Here is a 20353-nt window from a genome sequence, read left to right as displayed (position 1 = left end):
CGGCTGGCCGGTCGGCGCCGCCGCGATCATCGTGGGAAGACCGCCGTCCGAGGAGGTCCGCAGTGATCCATGAGGTCGACGAGGCGTTGCGGCGGCTCGTCCGCGGCGAGACCCGGCGCGGCAGCGAGATCGAGGTCGCGTTCGACGCGCCCAACAAGGAATGGGCGGCGCGGCGCAACGCCCCCACGGTGAACGTCTATCTCTACGACGTCCGCGAAGACCTGCGACGCCGCTCGCGGGGCCTGCTCAACGAGTACGACCAGCTCGGCAAGGTCTCGGCTCGGCACCTCCCGCCGCGGCACATCAAGCTGTCCTATCTGGTCACCGCATGGACGCAGCGCCCGGAAGACGAGCATCGCGTGCTGTCCGACCTGTTGCTCGGCCTGCTCGCCTACGACGCCGTCCCGGCGTCGGCGCTCACCGGGTCGCTGGCCGAGCTGGGCCTGCCGGTGCCGATGACGGTGGCGTTGCCGCCGCCCGAGGACCGCGCCTTCGCCGACGTCTGGACCGCTTTGGGCGGCGAACTGAAACCGTCGCTGGACGTCGTCATCTCCGCGCCGGTCCACAGTGGACGGGTGTACCCGGCCGAACAGCCGCCGAAGGAAGGCCTGAAGCTCGACACCCACGACGGCGAGCTGGTCGGGCACCACGTGGCGGAGAGCGGGACGGTCGAAGGTCAGCGCCGGGTCGCGATGGCGCGCACCCACCGGAAGCCCCGATGAGCCTGGAGTACCTGTTCGAGCGGCTGGCCCGGCTCGAACAGCGGATCCGCGACGCGGTCGAGAGCCGCCGCGCCGCCGACCCGAACCCCGACGATCCCTTCCGCGGGCTGTACCTGTCGAACGAGACGATCGACGCGCTGCTGGAGGGCCACCGTGAGCCGTTCCCGCCGTTCACGGACTCCGTGCCGGGCGGTCGGCTGTACCCGCTGGCGGAACGCGCGGGGCTCACCGGTGTCGACGTCGAACTGCTGCTCGTCGCGCTCGCGCCCGACCTCGACAGCCGGTTCGAGCAGTTCTACGGCTACCTCAACGACGACGTGACCCGCCGCCGGGCGACGGCGGGTCTGGCCCTGCGCCTCTGCGGCGTCCCCGAAGCGTCGGCCGCCGGCCGGGCGCGGCTCGACGCCGACGCCCCGCTGATCACCTGTGGCCTGCTCACCATGGAAGAGGAGGAACGCCCCTTCCTGTCACGCACGCTCCGGGTACCCGACCGGGTGGTGAACCACCTGCTGGGTGACGACCGGCTCGCCCCGGAACTCGCCGGATGCGCACGCCTCGGCACGGAGAGCACCGACGTGGCCGGCGCCGATCGGCTCGCGCGGGCGATCAGAGGCCAGGTCGGGCTGGTCTATCTGAAGGAGCATCCAGGCGGAGGCGCGGAAGAGCTCGGTGTCGCGGCCCTGACCGGTGCTGGCTTTCCCGCGCTGGTGGTCGACGCGGCACGCTGGCAGGCGGAATCCCGGCAGGGCGAGCTCACCGGTTCGCTGGTGCGGGAGGCGTTGCTGCGCGGTGCGGGGCTGGTGCTGGGCCCGGTCGACGATTCGCCGCGTCTGGAGCGGCTCGCTCATCCGGCGGTCCCGTTCGTCGTGCACGGCACCGGGGCCTGGGACCCGCGATGGAGCGCCGTCCCGCCGTTGCAGCTCGACGCTTTCCCCCTGTCCGCGGCGAGCAGGGTGGATCTTTGGCGCAGCCACCTCGACGGCAGGCTCGCTCCGGACGTCGATCCGGGGGAGGCGACCGCGCATTTCGTGCTGGGGCCGGGGCAGATCGCCCGCGCGGCGAAGGCGGCGTCGGTGACGGCGCTCGCCGACGGCGGGCCGGTGCGGACGTCCCATCTTCGCGCGGGCGCGCGGAGCCAGAACGCGGCCGGTCTGCAGCGGCTCGCCCGGCGGATCGAACCCGCGGTCGGCTGGAGCGACCTCGTGCTGCCCGCGGGCGTACTGTCCCTTTTGGACGAACTGGCCGCCCGGGCACGCTACCGGGACCAGGTGCTCGACGAGTGGCGGATGCGGCCGGGCGGCGGCCGCGGCCGGGGTGTGACGGGGCTCTTCGCCGGGGATTCGGGGACGGGCAAGACGATGTCCGCCGAGGTCGTCGCCGCCTCGCTGGGGCTGGATCTCTACACGGTGAACCTGGCGACGGTGGTCGACAAGTACGTCGGCGAGACGGAGAAGAACCTGGAACGGATCTTCACCGAGGCCGCCGGAGTCAACGGGGTGCTGCTGTTCGACGAGGCGGACGCGATCTTCGGCAAACGGTCCGAGGTGCGCGACGCGCACGACCGGTACGCGAACATCGAGAGCGCCTACCTGCTGCAGCGGATGGAAACCTTCGACGGCATCGCCGTGCTGGCCACCAACCTGCGAGCGAACCTCGACGACGCGTTCACCCGGCGGCTTGACGTGATCGTGGACTTCCCGCTGCCGGACGTCGAGTTGCGGCGTCAGCTGTGGGACCGCTGCCTCGGCGAGCGGATGCCCCGTTCCGGCGACCTGGACCTCGGGTTCCTCGCGGAGGCCTTCGAGCTGGCGGGCGGGCATATCCGCTCGGCCGCGGTGACCGGCGCGTATCTGGCCGCGGAAGCCGGCCGCCCGGTGGCGATGGCGGATCTGGTCGGCGCGGTCGCGCGGGAGTACCGCAAGCTGGGCAGACTCTGCCTCGACCGCGAGTTCGGCCCGTACCTGGCGCTGGTGACCGATGGCTGACCTGCCCGTTCGGGCAGCCGATGCCGCCCTTCCGGCCGCGCATCGCAGCCTGGCGCGCGGCGCGGCGACGGCGCAAGCTGGACGGGCGGCGTAGCGACCGAGGGAGCGGACCATGCGCGGGCACAGTCACGACAACGACCTTGAACCGAGCCTGCGGCCGAAGGGCGACCGGGCGGACCGCGACGAGGGCGGCCTGCTGGGCCGCGCCGCCGCGGCCGGGCGCACCGACGTCCTCGGCGCCGCCGGAATGCTGGACCTGCAGCGGGCGGTGGGAAACGCGGGAGTGAGCACGCTGGTCGAAGAAGAACGCTCGCCGGTGCACGACGTCGTCGGCTCCGGCGGCGGCGCGCCGTTGGACACCGCGACGCGTGCGGACATGGAGGGCCGCTTCGGGCACGACTTCGGCGACGTCCGGGTGCACACCGACGGCGCCGCGCACGATTCGGCGAAGTCCGTGAACGCGCAGGCCTACACGGTGGGTTCGAACATCGTGTTCCAGCGGGACAAATACGACCCTGGTTCCGACGCGGGCAAGCATATGCTCGCCCACGAGCTGACCCATGTCGTCCAGCAACGCAGCGGGCCGGTCGAGGGCACGGACGCCGGTGGCGGGGTGAAGGTTTCGGATCCCTCGGACCGGTTCGAACGCGAGGCCGTCGCGAACGCGGACCGGCTGATGTCTGCCCCTGCGCCGGCCTCGGCCGGACCCGCGGTTCAGCGGTGCGAGGACGGCGGCGAGGCGCACGTCCAGCGTGAAGAAGCTCCTGAAGCCGAGGAAGGCGAAGAGGAGAAGATGGCGCAGACGTACGTGCAGCGGGAGGAAGAAACCGAAGAAGAGGTGTAGCCGGCAGTCGTTCTTGGCAACTGGGGCACGGCCGGTGTTTGGACGGCGTGCTCATCCCGGGTCAGCCGCTTCGCCGCCAAGGCAGGTGACTCGCGAGCGTGCGTTTTTCCCACTCCGGCAAGTCGACGTCCCAGCGGTCGATCGCGACGGTGCCGTCGGCATCGACGCGCCAGGTGCAGAAGGCCAGCGCACCCTTGGTTTCGGTCACCAGGGCGGTAAGGCTGTCGATCCCCGCCGCGACCTCTGGGCCCACGACACGGTCGAGGTCGGTGACGTCGTCCAGAAGGTGCGCTGGGCCGCCGTGGTAGTGAGTCAGCAGTATCGCGATGTCGCGTCGTGCCAGCGATGTGCCGGCGAGACGGAAGAACTCCGACAACCCTGAACGGTCGTCCAGCCGCAGCACCCGTCCGTCCGTGTCGACGGCGAAACCGTAGGGCGTCATCGGCGGGTCCGTGAAGAGATCGAGTTCTACGTCGTAGAGCTGCCAGTCCGATGTGGACACCGGTGCGGGCGTCATCCGCCAACGCCAGTGGTGGCTCTCGACGAGAACACCGTTCGAGTCTTCTTGGACGCTTTCGATCTCATCGCCCGGTGACAGGAGATGCTCGGCCACGACACGGCGCGCGTGTTCGACGGTACTCAAAGTCCGAACTCCCGTTTGACGAGCCGCTTGATCAGCTGAACGTTCGCACGTTGGTCGAGCATGCCCTTGACCTCGAAGTTGTATTTGCCCTGAACGAAGTCGCGGAGTTTCTGGTCCGTGTCGCAGCGTAGTAGGGCCTTGTAATTGTCGGACAGTTTTTCCTGGGCCCCGGGGCTCAGGCGCAGCAGGAAGGTCCGCTGCACGCTGAAGGCCTGGAATTCCTTCTCGAACCGGGCCATGTCGCCGCCGAACCGTTCTTGCAACGAGTGAGTGCTCTCGTGGATGATGCTGGACGACACCTCGTTGATCGACCGGCCCATCTTGACGAACATCTGATTGCGTTTGCCATCGTAGAGCCCGTTGCCCTCCAGCGGCTTGGCCGGGTGGTTGATCAATCGTGTCGCTTCCTCCCGGCCATAGACGGCGATCAGCGATTCGCGGCTCAATGTCCAGATGTTGGAGCCGAGCGTGACGACGAACTCGCGCCACGCCGGGCCCATATGCCGCTCGATCTGCATCCGGATGAGCGCGATGTCGACGGCGGCCAAGCGCTTCTGGTTGGCCGCGGCCTCCGCGGTCCGGACGGTCGCCTCCACATCGTTGGCCGGGTCGAGATCGTCCAAGTCGCGCGCGTTGAACCGGTTGGCGTACTCGACCACCATCGTTCCGAGCTGCGCCAGCTGGCTTTCGAGTTTCTTGGCGGCGGCGTTGTCTCCTCGTGTCGCCCGCAGGCCGGTCTTCTCGATCATGATCGCGAACTCGCGCAGCTTCGCGAGTGCGTCGAGCTGGTCGGTGGCCTGCGGCGCGCGACGCCGGAGCTGGGCGGCGGCGAAGTCGATGCGGCCGACCATGCGGCCGGGGTTGTTCGACGCCATCGTCAGCTGGAACGGGGGCCCCGGAGCCGCGGTGAGTTCATGGGAAGCGCCTTTCATACCGGCGTTCTTCCTCACCGGCGCGAACAGTGACATGACCTTGTCCTTGGCATCGCGCCCGACGCCTTTGACCTTCGACCAGATCTTCTTGCCGGCCTTGACGATCGTCCCGACCACCGTGTCGATCACCTTCGCGACCGGGGCCTGGACCTTCTCCAGGATCGACTTGATCTTCTCCGAGATCCCGCCCAGCCCGAGCAGGCTCGCCAGGAATCCGAGCACCATCGGCAGCGCCTTCGCCAGCGTGCGCTCGATCAGCCCGGCCACCGCGCCCGCCCCGCCGCGGGCGATCGACTCGACCGAGTCCAGCACCGACGAGACGAACTCCTTGATCTGGGCGGCCTTGTCGACGAAGAACATGACGATGTCGTAGATCGCCTTGCAGGCCTTGATGAACGCGGCCGCCGGGTTGAGCATCGAGATGATCCAGGTGATGCCCGCCTTGACGATCTTCTCGATCACGAATTCCTTGATCTGGCCGAGCACCAGTTCCTTGAGATCGCCCAGTTTCTCGACCACCCAGCGCCAGAGCCCCGGTACGCCTTCGGTGATCAGGATCTTGACCACCTCGAGCGTCTGCTCCAGCTTGGCGAGCACGGGTTCCGGGATGAAGCGGAGGATCCGCGCGCGGACACTCGCCCACGTGAGCCCGAGGATCGACATGATCATCTTCAGGATGCCCTTGGCGTCCAGCGTCTCCGGGATCTCGATGCCCGCGCCGGCCAGGTTGCCGAGCAGCCAGGCCTTCAGGCCGTCCTTGAGGTGCTGCACGATGTTCGCGCCGAAGTTCACCACGCCGGTCTTGACCGCGTTGACCAGGTTGCCGAGGAACTCGATCGGTTTGGCGATGATCAGGCCGACCGCGTTCGCCGCCCGGGACAGCACGCTCAGCAGCATGTCCTTCAGCTTGAGGATCGTGTCGATCGCGCCGCCGATCGCCTCCTTCGCCTTGTCCCACAGGCCTTTGTTCTCCGCCTGCAGCGCCTTGATCTCCTCGTCGACCGCGTTGCGGGCTTCGCTGTACTTCTGTGCCAGGTCCTCGACCAGTGCCTGCTGTTTCTCGTCGACGGAGTTCTCGAGTTCGTCGAACTGGCTCCCGAACTCCTTGGCCGCCTCGCCCGCGATCTTGCGCAGGGCGGGGGACTGCGAGTCGACCTTCTGCCGCACGCGCTCCCGGCCTTCGGCGATCAGCCGTTTCGCCTCGGTCAGCTGCTGCCCGACGAAATCGGCGATCTCGCCGATGACGGCCTGCATCTTCGACTCGTAGACCTTCTTGGCTTCGAGGAAGAGGTTGTTCGCCTCGGCGGGCAGGCCGGCGAACAGGTCGTAGGTCCAGCGGGCCGCGCCGGTGACGCCGTCGTAGCGTTCGTCCTTGTACTTCTTCATCCGGGCCTGGTGGTCGGCGGTGAACGCGGCCTTCGCCGCCGCCTCCCCGGTCTCGAACCGTTTGGCCACCTGGTCGTCGAGCGCGCCGAGGACCCCTTCGACCTTCGTCTTGGTCTCCTCGAAGATCGCCTTGATCTCCGCGGTGATCCGCGCCCGGTCCTGTTCGTCCTTGGCCTTCGTGGCCGACTTCGCCGCCTGCCCGCGCTGCCCGGCGGACGACCGCGCGCCGGTCATACCCGCCATCGCGGCCTGCCCGGACGCCTGCGCCGCGCCCGTGACGGCGGCCAACTGGCCCGCCTCCGATTCGCGGACCGCCGCGGGCGCGGACGCCGTATGCTGTTCGCCTTCTTGTTTCGCCGCGAGGGCGCCGGTGAACTCGGGTTCGTTGGACTGCGCCAGCTGCTGGTCGGTGACTCCGGCCTCGGCCATCTTGCCGTGGGTTTCGCATTGGTCGGCGCGAAGGTCGGTTTGGGCGGGCGGGGCCTTGTCCGGGGTGGCCTTGCGCGCATCCGGCGGGGACAACGCGGGCGGCGGCGGGGTTTCCGGCAGCGGCTTCACCGGTTTTTCCGTGGCCCTGCTGGTGTCCGGCGCTTCCTTGGTGCGGTCGGTGACGTCCTTGGCGGAAGCGTCCTTGCCGCTGGTGACCTTGCCCATCACTTCGGACTTGATCTGGTCCGCCTTGCCGGACGAGGCGAACTTGTCGGCCTCGTCGAGATTCTTCGGCGCTTGCTTGGCGACGGCGGCGTTCACCGCGGCGACGAAGGCGGCCTTGTCGAACCCCGCGGGTTTGGCCGCGGCCATCTTGTCCGCCTGCGCCGCCTTGGCTTGGGCTTCCTTGTCGTCGGCGGGCGCGACCGCGGCGTCCTGCGCCTTCCTGACCTCCGCGGAGGCGGGCGGATGCGCTTTGGCCGCCTTCGCCTGCCCGCTGACGTCCTTCCTGAGCGACCCGAATTTCGGGTCCGAGGCGGGCGTCACGCCGGTGGGCGCGACCGGGGGAGCGGGGCAGCTGCTGCGCTGCAAACCGACGAGGCGGGTCACCGCCGCGTTGCCCGCGGCGGCCTGCAGCCGCAGCAGCGCGGGCGGGGTGGCACGGCGCGCGGGCTTGACCGGCCGCGCGGGTTGCGCGGCCGGGGCCTGTGTCACCTTGTCCCGGCCCGCCGGCATGCCTTCACTTTCGGCTTCGCCGTGTCGAATGCCAACAGCCGGACGGGCGGGCCCGGCTGCCCGAACGGGCAGCTGCCTTTTCGGGCAGAGATTGGTTCCCGCCGACCTATCCGCTTGGTCGTTTCGCCGCGCGCGCCCACACCGGAGCATCGCCGATGACAGAGAGTGCGCCGACTGCGCCGACAAAGGAGGCCCCGCATGCCCACCTATCTCACCCCGGGTGTGTACGTCGAGGAGATCGAGGCGGGCGCCCGGCCGATCGAGGGTGTGGGCACCGCCGTAGCCGCCTTCGTCGGTTTCGCGGCGGACGGTCCCTTCAACACACCCACCCTGGTGTCCAACTGGACCCAGTTCACCCAGACGTTCGGCGACTTCGTCGAAGGCTGCTATCTGGCCCAGTCGGTCTACGGCTATTTCCTCAACGGCGGCGCCAATTGCTACATCGTCCGCATCGGCGGTCCCCGGGGTCAGGAGAACGGTGCGGCGCCCAAGGCGGCGACTCGCCAGGCCGTGCTCGGCGGCTACCGTTTCGTCGCGAAAGAGCTCGAGAGTGGTGGACAGACCGGGGAGCTCACCGTCGAGGTCACCGAACCGGCCGGCGAGAACCCCGGCGACGACCGGTTCACCGTGCTCGTCAAGAAGGACGGCAAGGTCGTCGAGACCCACAACGTGACCACCAAGCGCACCAAGGAGAACGTCGTCACGCTGGTGCGTGAGAAGTCCAGCTTCATCACGATCGAAGAGCTCGCGACCGGTGGCGCCGTGGCGAAGCCGGACCGTGGCACCGCCGTGCTCACCGAGCCGCCGCAGCCACCGCCCGTCCCGCGTCGCATCGCGGCCGACGACTACGTCGGCGACGTCGCCGATCGCACCGGTTTCGGTGGCCTGGAGGCGATCGACGAGATCACCATGGTCGCGGTGCCGGACCTGATGGCGGCCCACCAGCGCGACCTGATCGACCTCGACGGGGTCAAGGCCGTGCAGCTGGCGATGATCGCGCACTGCGAGCTGATGGGCGACCGGATGGCGATCGTCGACCCGCCACCCGGGCTCAACCCGCAGGAGGTCCGCTCCTGGCGCATGGACCAAGCCGGATACGACTCGAAGTACGCGGCGTTGTACTACCCGTGGGTGCAGGTGCTCGACGCCGCGAGCGGCACCAACACCTACGTGCCGCCGAGCGGATACATGGCGGGCGTGTGGGCGCGCACCGACGCGACCCGCGGTGTCCACAAGGCACCGGCGAACGAGGTCGTCCGCGGCGTGCTGGCGCTCGAGACGCATCTGACCAAGGCGGAGCAGGAGCTGCTCAACCCGATCGGCGTGAACTGTGTGCGCTCCTTCGCGGGCAAGGGGATCCGGATCTGGGGCGCGCGCACGCTGTCGAGCGATCCGGCGTGGCGCTACCTCAACGTGCGGCGGCTGTTCAACTACCTCGAGGAGTCGATCCTCAACGGCACCCAGTGGGTCGTGTTCGAGCCGAACGACGACGCGCTGTGGGCCCGCATCCGGCGCACCATCAGCGCCTTCCTGGTGATGGAGTGGCGCAAGGGCGCGTTGTTCGGCCTCACTCCCGACGAGGCCTTCTTCGTGAAGTGCGACCGGGAGACCAACCCGGCCGAGGGGATCGATCTCGGCCAGGTGATCTGCGAAGTGGGCATCGCGCCGGTCAAACCGGCGGAGTTCGTGATCTTCCGGCTGGCCCAGATGTCCGGCGGCACCAGCCTCGTCAACGAATAGTGAAAGGGCTCCGAAATGGCACTTCCCGACCTTGACAAGGCCGTCGGTCACTCCTTCGGGCTCGAAATCGATGGCGTCCAGATCAAGCAGATCTCCGAGGTCTCCGGACTGAAGATGGAGCAGGACGTCATCGAGCTCAAGCAGAACACCGTGGACGGCAAGTACGTCATCAAGAAGCTCCCCGGCCGGCCGAAGGCGGGCGAAGTGACGCTGACCCGCGGCCTGACCGACGACAGCAGCTTCGAGAAGTGGGTCAAGGACGCGCACTTCGGCAAGATGGGCTCCGCCCGTAAAGGCGGCGCGATCATCGTCTACGACTACGAAGGCACCGCGCTCAAACGCTACAAGCTCACCAACGCGTGGCCGAAGAGCCTGGAGATCGGTTCGCTGAAGGCGGGCGACACCAGCGTGCTCACCGAAAAGCTCGTGGTCACCTACGAGCAGATGGAAGTCGAGTGAGCCCATGCGCAGGGTGATGGCGTCGGCGCCGGCCGAAGAAGCCCCCGTCGTGCCGGAGACGCAGGCCAGGCCGAAGCTGCGGACCGAGTTCGCGTTCGAACTGCCGCGCGGGTACGTCGACGACGCGGGCAAGGTGCACCACTCCGGGGTGATGCGGCTGGCGACCGCGCGGGACGAGCTCGTCCCGCTGCGGGACGACCGGGTCCGCGAGAACTCGGCCTTCCTCACGGTGGTGCTGCTGGCCAGGGTGATCACCCGGATCGGCGACGTCACCGATGTGCACGCCGGGGTCGTCGAGAACCTGTTCGCCTCGGATCTGGCGTTCCTGCAGGACATGTACCGGCGGATCAACAGCGAAGGCCATACGCGGGCGGGGTCGCCTGCCCGGAGTGCGGCCACGAGTTCGTCGTCGACGTCGCCGGCGGCCGCCTGGGGGAATCGTGACGTACGCGGCCGGACGGCTGCACGAGGAAGTCGCGTACGTCGCCTATCACCTGCACTGGTCGCTGGACGACATCCTCGACCTCGAACACCACGACCGGTTGACCTACGTCGCCGAGATCGCCCGGATCAACACTCGGATGAGCGAGGGACGGTGACGCTTCGATGTGGACGTGGCGCAGGAAGGAGCCGGGCTCGCCCCCGGAAACGCCGTCACCGGCCACGCTGCCGGTGACCCGTGCCGAATGGCGAAGCCTGCCGCCGATCCAGCGCGCCGTCGCCGAACATCCGCTGATCAATCCGGTGCGGCGATTCAGTTCCTCGCTGACCTCCTGGCAGAGCCCGGCCTACCTGGAGCCGCTGGGGCATCGGGTCGGTCCGGCGGAGCCCTCGGGTGTCATCGATGGTCTCGCGCGGACGGCCGAGACCCCCGTGCCGGACCTGCCCGTGGTGCAGCGGTCGGCCCGCAAACGTGGTGTGCTGTCACGTCTTTGGGGAATGTCCGTGCAGCGTGCCGCCGAACCGGATGCCCCGGAGGCCGAAAGCCTCGCCCCCGAACCGGATGCTCCGGCGTCCTCGGCGGCGACCGCGCAGCCGTTGCCGGAGGCTTTCGAGCCGACGGCCGCGCTGGTGCTGCCTGCCGTCGCGGCCGCGCCGCGTGAAGCCGGCCGGCCGTCGATGCCGTTGACCTCCGCCGGCCCATCGATGGTCCCGGACCGCCCGCCGGTGAGGACGGTCCAGGCGATCCGGGCGGAAACCCCGAGCGCTCCGCAGCACACGCCGGAGCCCGCGGTCGAACTCCCTTCGACACCCTCTGGCCCGATCGCGACCGAGCCCGATCCGGTTGTCGCCGAGACCGTGCCGGTCGAGGCCCCGGACCCGCTTCCCGCCGCGGACGTGGTGACCTCGCGGCCGGTCGAACCGCCTAGGCCCGCGCTACCGGTCGTCCAGCGGACGGAACAGGTCGAGGCGGTCCCGCGGCGGCTGGGGCTCGGCGCACCGATCCTGCCGGACCCGGGCCCCATCGAGACTCCTGTTCCCCCGGTACCCGTCGTCGAAAACGATGTCGCCGAAGCGGACGCTCCGCTGGCGGGCGACGTCGAGACCTCGGTGCTTCCCGCGGAGCCTGCCGCCCCGGCGCCGGTGGCGGACGAGGTCCCGCGGCCGGTGGCCCGGATGGTGGCGGGGGAGGAGTGGGCTCCTCCGGCCACGGCAGTGGAGACGACGGTTACCACCGCGCCGGTGGCCGCCCGGGGTTCGGACATCGACCCGGTCCGGGAGCTGCCGGCGCCGGACCACCGGGAGGTGCCGCGGTCCGGGGCTTCGGTTCGGTCCTTTGCGCCGGAGCCCGCCCGGCATCCGGTCGTCCAACCGGTCCGGGAGAAACCGCAGGACGTGCCTTCGGCCCAGGAACCGGTGCAGCGTCTGCGGGACGATGAGCCGGTCCTGGCCTCGCGGGCGGTCGAATCGCCGGCTGAACCCGAGGTGGTGCAGCGGTCCGATGCCGCGGTTCGGAGGCCGGTGCATGAGCCACCGGGGGAGACTTCGGTCGCGCCGATCTTGGTTAGGCACTCGGCGCACGAGCCGTCGGGCGAGACTCCGGTCGCGCCGATCTTGGTCTCGCGGGCGGTCGAATCGTCGCCGAAACCCGACATGGTGCCGCAGTCCGAGACCTCGGTTCGGACGCCGGTGCACGAGCCGCCGCGGGAGACTCCGGACGCCCCGATCCTGGTCTCCCGGGCGAGCGAACCGCCGCCGGGCCTGACGACGGTCACGTCGTCGCGATCTTCCCCCGGCACCACGGTCCACCTGCCCGAATCACCACGGATCCGGTCCGGGACAACAGAAACCTCGGAGCCGCCCGGGACACCGGGCGGCTCGGTGGGCGCGCCACCGGCAGCGGCGACCTCGACGTCACCGCTGCCGGTGGCACGAGTCGTCGACGGCACGGTCGCGGCATCACCCACACCGGAAGCGGTGGACCGGCCGACCCTCGCCGCCTTGACTGGCGGGGGGAGCGCTGCCACGCCGCTTCCGGAACTGCCTGTGTCCCGCGTGATCGAGGCTCCGCCGATCACGAACGCGCTGCCGTCCGCCCGTGTCGTGGACGTCTCGGCACCACCGGCGATCCAGCGCGCCCACGAGCCGAGTCCGCAGGTCGCGGAGACGCTTACGGCCACGAAGGTCGCGTTGCCGCCGGTCGTTCAACGGAATGACGCCGGAGCTTCCCCGTGGCAGGCGCTTCCAAGGGCGGGAACCGCTGAGCCGGGCGGCGAGCGAACCGGGCCGTTGCCGGTGGCGAGGACCGTCGAAGCCGTGAACGGCGAACGGTCCACAATGGACGTTCTGCGGACGGCGCGACGCGCTGCGCCGAGCGAGAACGGCCTTGTGCTCGACCTGCCGCCCGTCGTCGTGCCGCGACCGGCCGAAGTCCCGGCCGTCCAGCGCGAGCCGGAAGCATCACCGCCGGAGCCCGTCGCACCGCCGGCCGCGGCGCCGGTGCCGGTGCCCGCGACGGCGGGTCCGGCTGCACCGGCCGCGCAGCCGGAGACCGAGGAACTCGTCAAGAAGCTTTTCGACCCGCTGCTGCGGCGGCTGAAGACCGAACTCCGACTCGACCGTGAGCGCCGCGGCGCCCTCACCGATCGCCCGCACTGAAGGAGAAGCCGATGCCGGACGCGGAAGAAGCCGTCGCCGTTTGCTACGTCGTCAAGCTCGACGACAAGAACCTCGGGAACCTCGGCACGTTCAGCAGTTGTGACGGGCTGGGCTGCGAGTTCGTCATGGAGCAGCGGGAAGAGGGCGGCAACAACGGCATGGTCTGGCAGCTCCCGACCCGGATCAAGTACTCCAACATCAAACTCTCCCGTCCGGTCACCGAAGCCAGCTCGCAGATCACGAAGTGGTTCGCCGGGATGGCGGGCGGCATCGAGCGCAAGACCGCGACCATCGAAGCGCGCACCCTCGAAGGCACCGTGATCGCCAGCTGGTCGCTGGAGGGGGTCGTGCCCGTGCGCTGGAGCGGGCCGCAACTTTCGCCCGACTCGCCGAAGGTCGCCACCGAGACGCTCGAACTGGCCCACCACGGCTTTCTCAGCCCGGCGAAGAAGGGCTAGCCATGTCCTCACCCGTCACCTTCACCTCCGCCGGATCCCAGCCGCCCGCGGCGTACGGCTCCGGCGAACCGGCGCCGAACAACCTCCAGCGCGCACTGCTCGAGGTCCGCAAACCCCCGCAGTCCGGTGGCACCGGGCAGCCCGGCGCCAAACTGTTCGAGATCAAGTTCCAGTTCAACCCCAAGGAACTCTCGCTCACCAAGAACGCCAAATGGGCCCGTGATCCGCAGCGCAACGCGAAGAAGAGCGGGCCACCCGAGTTCAAGGGCTCGGATCCGTGCAAGCTCGCGCTGGAGATGTTCCTCGACGCCACGGACAAGATGGACGACGCCGTCGTCAAGAAGGTCGAGCAGCTCTTCACCTGCTGTGTCGCCACCGAGGAAAGCCGCCAGCACGGCAAGGGTTCGCCGCCGTGGGTGATCTTCAAATGGGGCGGGATGACCGGCTTCCCCGCGTATGTCGCCAACGTGACCGCGAAGTACACGCTGTTCACGCCGTCGGGCACCCCGGTGCGCGCGGTCTGCACGGTGAACCTGGAGGAGATCGCCGGTGAGCTGAGCGGGCAGAACCCGACCTCGGGCGCGCTGGCGGCACGGGACACCCATGTGTTCGTCGCCGGCGATTCCCTGCAGGCGGTGGCGTTCCGTGCCTACGGCGACGCGGCGAAGTGGCGTGAGATCGCCGACGCGAACGACATCGACGACCCGATGCGGTTGCGGCCCGGCACCCGGCTGCTCGTGCCGGCGCTGGAGGAACTCGATGGCTAACGAGAGTTTCGCGAACAACCTCATCGTCGAGGTCGCCGGGGGACCGCTGCCCGACGACGTGAAGACGCTGCTCTCCTACGCCTATGTCGACGACAGCCGGAACCTGCCGGACATGTTCGTCCTGCGGTTCCGCGACTCCGGGCACGTGGTGCTGGACAAGGGGAAGTTCACCGTCGGCGCGCAGATCAAGCTGAAGGTGCAGACCTCCGATCCCGAAGCCCCGCAGGAACTGCTTTCCGGCGAGGTCACCGCGGTCGCGATCGACCTCGACCGGATCGGCACCTTCACCGAGATCCGCGGCTACGACCACGCGCATCGCCTGTTCCGTGGCCGCCGGGTCGCGGTCTACCCGGGCATGACCCTCGCGGACGTCGTCACGAAGGTGACTCAGCGCGCCGGGCTGAAGGTCGGCAAGATCGATCCGGTCCCCGGTGTCGGCGGCCGCGCGCATACGCAGTTCAGCCAGGACAACGTGAGCGACTGGGACTTCCTGTCCCGGCTGGCGGAGTCGGTCGGCGCCCAGATCGCCGTGCGCGGGGGCGCGCTGAACTTCCGCCTCGCGGAGAAGCCTTCGGCCGCACCCGCCACCACCGCGAAGGCCAACACCGACCCGCTGGTGCTCGAAGCGCACCGGACGCTGGTCAGCCTGCGCGCCAGTGTCACCGCGGCCGAGCAGGTGCCCGAGGTCGAGGCCCGAGGCTGGGACATCACGGCGAAGAAACCCTTGGTGGCCGTCGAAAAGCCGAAGAACGCGGGAACCGAGGTCGAGGGCGTCGACCCGGTCGCGCTCGCGAAAAAGTTCTCCAGCCCCAAGTACGTCTCGGCGGACACCCCGCGCCGGACCCAGGCCGAGGCCAAGGCGGCGGCGGTCGCGCTGTCCGAACGGCTCGGCGGCGCCTGCACCGAACTCGACGGGGTGGCCAAGGGCAACCCGAAGCTCCGGGCGGGCGCGGCGGTGACGCTGACCGGTGTCGGAAAGCCGTTCGCCGGCAAGTACACGCTCACCAGCACCCGGCATCTGTTCAACGCGGAAGTCGGTTACACCACCGAGTTCGCCGTCTCCGGCAGGCAGGAACGCTCCCTCTACGGGCTGGTCGCCGGTGGCTCCAGGACGTCGGCGTGGCCCGGAGTGGTGCCCGCGGTGGTCAGCGACGCCAAGGATCCCGCCGGGCTCGGCCGGGTCAAGCTCACTTTTCCCTGGCTGGATCAGGAGTTCACCAGCAACTGGGCGCGCACTGTGCAACCCGGTGCCGGGAACGGGCGGGGCGCGATGGTGATGTCCGAGGTCGGCGACGAAGTGCTCGTGGGCTTCGAACAAGGCGACTTCGAGGCCCCGTACGTCCTCGGCGGGCTCTACAACGGCGCCGACGCGGTCCCGAAGTTCACCGCGCCGCCGATCGACGGCACCAGCGGCGAGATCGCCGTGCGGGGCTTCGTCTCCCGCAAGGGACACAAGCTCGAATTCGCCGAGCAGGACGGCATCGTCGTCGCCTCCGGGGACGGGAAGCTGGTGGTCAAGCTCGACCAGAAGAACCAGATGATCGAAGTGACCAGCGGCAAAGGCGTCACGGTGAAGGCGCGGAACGGGGTGAGCATCGACGCGGGCACCGGTCCGCTGGAGCTCAAGGGCCAGAAGGTTTCCGTGAAGTCGTCGACCGACGCGACCATCGAAGCGGGCAGCAGCCTGAAGCTGTCCGGCACGGCGGGCGTGAACGTCGAAGGCGCGACGGTGTCGGTCAAGGGGCAGGGCCAGGCGGAGCTGACCGCGAGCGGTGTCGTGACCGTGCGCGGCAGCGTGGTCAAGATCAACTGAGGGGGCGGAGATGTCTGCGGAAACCGGCACGGACGCTTGCGGGATGTCGCGAATGCCACTTTCGCGACGCGCCGGCGACTCCGCACACCGGCCAGACCAGCAACCGATACCCGCCGACGGACACTGAAGGGAGCAGGCATGCCACCAGCCGCGAGGGTCGGCGACCCGACCGGGCATCCGGGCGTCATCGCCGGGCCCGGGGTGCCGACCGTGCTCATCGGCGGGATGCCCGCCGCCACCGTCGGCACGCCGCACACCTGCTCGTTCCCGCCGCCCGCGGTGCATCCGCCGACACCGATCGTGCCGCCGGGCTGCCCGACGGTGCTGATCGGCGGTCTGCCCGCGGCGCGTATGGGCGACCTGGCCGCCTGCGGCGCGCCGATCGTCCTGGGCTGCCCGACCGTCCTGATCGGAGGCTGACGTGGATTTCCTCGGCAGGGGACTGGCGTTCCCGGTGCGCACCGACGCGACGGGGTCGATCGCCTTGGTCAGTGGTGAACGCGAGGTCGTCGAGAGCATCCGGCTGATACTGGCCACCGCTCCCGGTGAACGGCCGATGCGTCCGGAGTTCGGCTGCGCGGTGCACGATCTCGTGTTCGCGCCCGCCGACTCGGCCACCGCCGGGCAGATCGCCTACGAGGTGCGCACCGCGCTGGAGCGGTGGGAGCCGCGGATCACGCTCACCGACGTGGTGGTCGGGTTCTCGGAGGCCGAACGCGGCACGCTGCTGATCGACATCAAATACCAGCTGCGCGGCACCAACGACCCGCGCAACCTGGTCTTCCCGTTCTACGTCATCCCGCCGCACGAGTCCACTGAGGACGGTGCGTGATGTCGCTGCCCATGCCCAACCTCGACGATCGCCGGTTCCAGGACCTCGTCGACGAAGCCAAGTACCTCGTCCAGCGCAACTGTCCGGAATGGACGGATCACAACGTCTCCGACCCCGGGGTGACGTTGATCGAGACGTTCGCGCAGATGGTCGACCAGGTGCTCTACCGGCTCAACCGGGTGCCGGACCTGCATTACCTGCGGTTCCTCGACCTCATCGGCGTGCGCTTGTTCGCACCGACCGCCGCGCGCACCGACGTGACCTTCTGGCTCTCGGCGGCACGTGACGTCCCGGTGGTCGTCACCGCGGGGAAACAGGTCGCCAGTGTGCGCGACGAGGCCGAGGACCCGGTCGTGTTCACCGTGGAGCGCACGCTGACGATCGTGCCGTGTTCGCTCGCGGGCCTGGCGACCGCCGGCGCCGACCCCGGTGTGCCACCGGTCGACCGCACCGACGAGCTGCTGGTCGGCGGCGAACCCGCGTGCTTCGGCGAAGGCCCGGTGCCCGGCGACGCCGTCTACTTCGGACTGTCGGGCGCCGTGCCCGGCTGCGCGGTGCTGCTGCGGATGGACTGCGAGGTCGAGGGGCAGGGCGTCGACCCGCACGACCCGCCGTGGGTGTGGGAGGCCTGGGACGGGCACGGCTGGGCCGTCGGCGAGATCGACCGGGACAGCACCGGCGCGTTCAACCGGCCAGGGGACGTCGTGCTGCACGTGCCGCCGGAGCACACGGAGTCGGTGCTCGCCGGGCGGCACGCGGGCTGGATCCGTTGCCGTTTGACGGAACCGAAGCAGCATCAGCCGTTCTTCCAGCGGTCGCCGCGGCTGCGCTCGGTCGAGGCGTCGACGATCGGCGGCACGGTCGGCGCGGTGCACGCCGACGTCGTGCGCGGCGAGATCGTCGGCACCTCGGACGGTCTGCCGGGACAGCGGTTCCCGCTCGGCAGGCGTCCGGTGGTCGCCGGCGGGGACGAGCTGATCGTGGAGGTGTCCGGTCCCGACGGCTGGCAGGAGTGGACCGAGGTGTCCTCGTTCGCCGAGTCGGGCCCGGACGACCGGCACGTCCAGCTCGACCGGGTCGCCGGTGAGATCGCGTTCGGCCCCGCCGTGCGCCAGCCCGAGGGCGGTATCCGGTACTACGGCGCCGTTCCGGCCAAGTCCGCCGCGATCCGGGTGCCCGCCTACCGGGCCGGTGGCGGGCGGCGCGGGAACGTCGCCCGCGAGGTGCTCGAGGTGCAACGGGATCCGATCCCGTTCGTCAGCACCGTGGTGAACCGGCGCCCGGCGACCGGTGGGGTGGACGGCGAGTCGGTGCGGGACGCGGCGGTCCGCGGTCCGCTGCTGCTGCGCACCCGCGACCGCGCCGTCACCGCCGAGGACTACGAGCAGCTCGCGCGCGAAGCGGCGCCCGAGGCGGCGAGGGTGCGCTGCGTGCCCGCGCACGGCCCCGACGGCCGTGAGACCGGCGCGATCCGCGTTCTCGTCGTGCCCGCCGTTCCCGACACCGGCGAGCTGAAGTTCGCGACGCTGATGCTCGACCCCGGGATGCGGACCCGGATCGAGCGCCATCTCGACGAACGCCGCTGTGTCGGGGCGCTCGTGTCCGTGGAAGCGCCGTTCTACCACGGCGTCACGGTCGTCGCCCGGCTGCGGTCGCGCCGCCGGACCAGCCCCGGCGCCCTCGGCCCGCGGGCGACACAGGCGCTCTACGACTACTTCAACCCGCTCACCGGCGGACCGGACGGCGACGGCTGGCCGTTCGGGCGGCCGGTGCAGTCGGGCGAGGTCTTCGCGGTGCTGCAACGGCTTCCCGGTGTCGAGATGGTCGAGGACGTGCGCCTGTTCGCGGCCAACCCGGTCACGCGGGAACGCGGCGAGCAGGTCGACCGGCTCGACCTGCCGCCCCACGCGCTCGCGTTCTCGTTCGGGCACCAGGTCCGGGTCCGGGAGGGGGACCGATGAGAGCGGCCGTGCCGGGTCTGCCGAGCCCGCACCCGATCGGCGAGCAACTGCCCTCGGTCTACGCCGAGGACCGGTTCGTCCAGGGCTTCACCGGTGCGCTCGACGAAGTGCTCGCGCCGGTCTTCGCGACGCTGGACAACTTCGCCGGTTACCTCGACCCGAATCTGGCGCCGGAGGATTTCGTCGGCTGGCTGGCGCATTGGGTGGCGTTGCGGGTCGACGAGGGCTGGAGCCCGGTGCGGCTGCGCGAACTCGTGACCCGGTCGGTCGAGCTGCATCGGTGGCGCGGTACGCAGCGCGGCCTCGCCGAGCACGTGCGGCTGCTGACCGGAGGCGCGGTCGAGGTGACCGACAGCGGTGGTGTCGTGGCGTCGCCGGAGCCCGGGGCGCCGCTCCCGGATCCGGGGCAGGCGTGGGTCCACGTGCGGGTGCGGGTGCCCGAGCGGGACCGGATCGACGAACGGCGGCTGACGGCGGCGGTCGTGGACGCGGTACCCGCCCACGTGCGCGTCACGGTCGAAGTGGTGGAGGGGTAGCGGATGGTCATCTACCGGGAATGCGGGCATCAGGGCCCCGCCGACGTCGAGTTCTGCGGCGAATGCGGGCGGTACCTGAAATGGGACGACGAGGAACCCGTCGCGGTGCGCCAGCCGGTCGCCCAGGCCCAGGTCGTGCAGCCGGCCGAGCCGCTGGCGCCGGTCCGGCAGCCGCAACAGCGGACGCTTGAGGAGCAGGTGCTCAATCCGGGCGACCTGATCTGCGGCAGATGCGGCAAGGGCAACGTGCCCACCCGCAACTTCTGCGGCCGGTGTGGTGCGTCGCTGGCCGAGTCCGAGGTCGTGAAGACCTCGTGGTGGCGCCGGCTGTTCCGCCGCGGCCCCCGGGAGCACAAGGCGGGGGAGCGGCCGGGCAAGGACGGTGTCCGCCGCCGTGTCGGCCGGGCCGGTGCCGTGCGACGCAGCGTCGGCAAGGCCGTCCGCCGGGTGATCGCGGTGATGCTGGTGCTCTCGGCGCTGATCTACGCGCTGTACCAGCCGTTCCGTGGCGCGATCAACACCGCCGCGGTCGGCCTGTGGGGCCAGGTGACGGGCATCTTCGAGACGAAGCTGAACCCGGTGCGCCCGAGCAAGGTGACCGCGAACGCGCAGTCGGCCGGCCATCCGGGAAACCTGGCCAGCGACAACGCCACGAACACCTTCTGGGCGGCAGGCGTCCAGAACGAGCCCGTGCTGGTGTTCACCTTCGACCGTCCGGTGGACCTGCGAAAGGCGATCGTGCGGTCCGGCAACCCCGCGAACTACCAAGCCGCGCATCGGCCGAAGACCCTGCATCTCGTGTTCTCCACCGGCAAGACCTACGACATGGTGCTGGCCGACACGCCGGACGCCCAGGAGGTCCCGATCGAGAACAGCGCGGGCGCGACGGGCGTCGAGCTGCACGTGGTCGGGCTGCATCGCTCGCTGGAAGGCATGGACGTCGCGATCTCCGAGATCGAACTGTTCGAGACCGGCTGACGAGAGGTACGGCGGAAGTGGCTTTCGCGACACG

The 20353-nt window shown here is 69.9% G+C and carries 17 protein-coding genes and 1 pseudogene; 16 read left to right on the top strand and 2 right to left on the bottom strand.

Translation table 11 applies throughout. The features are described from left to right. The first annotated feature begins 62 nt into the window (after positions 1-62). The 3 genes from MJQ72_RS00895 (at position 63) to MJQ72_RS00885 (ending at position 3551) form a co-directional block, all read left to right on the top strand. Positions 63-722 (top strand): DUF4255 domain-containing protein, encoded by a 660-nt coding sequence (locus tag MJQ72_RS00895; RefSeq protein ID WP_240597085.1) that lies wholly within the window; start codon positions 63-65, stop codon positions 720-722. Further along, on the top strand, positions 719-2707 hold the full coding sequence (locus MJQ72_RS00890; protein ID WP_240597084.1) for an ATP-binding protein: 1989 nt from the start codon (positions 719-721) through the stop codon (positions 2705-2707). The genes MJQ72_RS00895 and MJQ72_RS00890 overlap by 4 nt, the downstream gene beginning before the upstream one ends. Before the next feature lie 112 nt (positions 2708-2819). After that, on the top strand, positions 2820-3551 hold the full coding sequence (locus tag MJQ72_RS00885; RefSeq protein ID WP_240597083.1) for a DUF4157 domain-containing protein: 732 nt from the start codon (positions 2820-2822) through the stop codon (positions 3549-3551). Positions 3552-3612: 61 nt separating this feature from the next. On the opposite strand, the gene MJQ72_RS00880 is transcribed toward MJQ72_RS00885, so the two are convergent. Continuing rightward, a complete protein-coding gene (locus MJQ72_RS00880) occupies positions 3613-4068 on the bottom strand; it encodes a hypothetical protein (protein ID WP_240597082.1) in 456 nt (151 codons plus the stop codon). A 122-nt stretch (positions 4069-4190) separates the two neighbouring features. Then, on the bottom strand, positions 4191-7676 hold the full coding sequence (locus tag MJQ72_RS00875) for a hypothetical protein (protein ID WP_240597081.1): 3486 nt from the start codon (positions 7674-7676) through the stop codon (positions 4191-4193). A 198-nt stretch (positions 7677-7874) separates the two neighbouring features. Between MJQ72_RS00875 and MJQ72_RS00870 the strand changes: the two genes are divergently transcribed. From MJQ72_RS00870 to MJQ72_RS00810, 13 genes and pseudogenes are all read left to right on the top strand, one after another. Beyond that, a complete protein-coding gene (locus tag MJQ72_RS00870) occupies positions 7875-9416 on the top strand; it encodes a phage tail sheath family protein (protein WP_240597080.1) in 1542 nt (513 codons plus the stop codon). Positions 9417-9431: 15 nt separating this feature from the next. Next, complete coding sequence (locus MJQ72_RS00865; protein ID WP_016333590.1) at positions 9432-9875, top strand: phage tail protein; 444 nt, start codon at positions 9432-9434, stop codon at positions 9873-9875. Positions 9876-9879: 4 nt separating this feature from the next. Next, positions 9880-10319: pseudogene (locus MJQ72_RS00860) on the top strand (hypothetical protein). Continuing rightward, positions 10316-10474 carry a DUF6760 family protein gene (locus MJQ72_RS00855; protein ID WP_016333592.1) on the top strand — a complete coding sequence of 53 codons (159 nt, stop codon included), beginning with the start codon at positions 10316-10318 and terminating at the stop codon, positions 10472-10474. Before MJQ72_RS00860 ends, MJQ72_RS00855 begins: the two are co-directional and overlap by 4 nt. A gap of 7 nt (positions 10475-10481) precedes the next feature. Then, the gene (locus tag MJQ72_RS00850; RefSeq protein WP_240597079.1) at positions 10482-12974 is read left to right on the top strand and encodes a hypothetical protein; all 2493 of its coding nucleotides are present in this window, start codon (positions 10482-10484) and stop codon (positions 12972-12974) included. 11 nt (positions 12975-12985) lie between these two features. Continuing rightward, complete coding sequence (locus MJQ72_RS00845; RefSeq protein WP_240597078.1) at positions 12986-13432, top strand: phage tail protein; 447 nt, start codon at positions 12986-12988, stop codon at positions 13430-13432. A 2-nt stretch (positions 13433-13434) separates the two neighbouring features. After that, positions 13435-14199, top strand: a complete 765-nt coding sequence (locus MJQ72_RS00840) for a LysM peptidoglycan-binding domain-containing protein (protein ID WP_240597077.1) — start codon at positions 13435-13437, stop codon at positions 14197-14199. Continuing rightward, on the top strand, positions 14192-16012 hold the full coding sequence (locus MJQ72_RS00835) for a VgrG-related protein (RefSeq protein ID WP_240597076.1): 1821 nt from the start codon (positions 14192-14194) through the stop codon (positions 16010-16012). The genes MJQ72_RS00840 and MJQ72_RS00835 overlap by 8 nt, the downstream gene beginning before the upstream one ends. Before the next feature lie 138 nt (positions 16013-16150). Beyond that, a complete protein-coding gene (locus MJQ72_RS00830; RefSeq protein WP_240597075.1) occupies positions 16151-16432 on the top strand; it encodes a PAAR domain-containing protein in 282 nt (93 codons plus the stop codon). A gap of 1 nt (position 16433) precedes the next feature. Beyond that, positions 16434-16844, top strand: coding sequence for a GPW/gp25 family protein (locus MJQ72_RS00825; protein WP_240597074.1), 411 nt, complete (start codon positions 16434-16436; stop codon positions 16842-16844). Beyond that, positions 16844-18805 (top strand): putative baseplate assembly protein, encoded by a 1962-nt coding sequence (locus tag MJQ72_RS00820; protein ID WP_240601598.1) that lies wholly within the window; start codon positions 16844-16846, stop codon positions 18803-18805. Before MJQ72_RS00825 ends, MJQ72_RS00820 begins: the two co-directional genes overlap by 1 nt. Beyond that, a complete protein-coding gene (locus MJQ72_RS00815; protein WP_240597073.1) occupies positions 18802-19341 on the top strand; it encodes a phage tail protein in 540 nt (179 codons plus the stop codon). Before MJQ72_RS00820 ends, MJQ72_RS00815 begins: the two co-directional genes overlap by 4 nt. Positions 19342-19344: 3 nt before the next feature. After that, the gene (locus tag MJQ72_RS00810) at positions 19345-20319 is read left to right on the top strand and encodes a zinc ribbon domain-containing protein (RefSeq protein WP_240597072.1); all 975 of its coding nucleotides are present in this window, start codon (positions 19345-19347) and stop codon (positions 20317-20319) included. The last annotated feature ends 34 nt before the right edge of the window (positions 20320-20353 follow it).

Origin of the sequence: Amycolatopsis sp. EV170708-02-1 (genome assembly GCF_022479115.1) — a bacterium.
GTDB lineage: Bacteria > Actinomycetota > Actinomycetes > Mycobacteriales > Pseudonocardiaceae > Amycolatopsis.
This window is presented reverse-complemented; position numbering and strand designations above follow the sequence as displayed.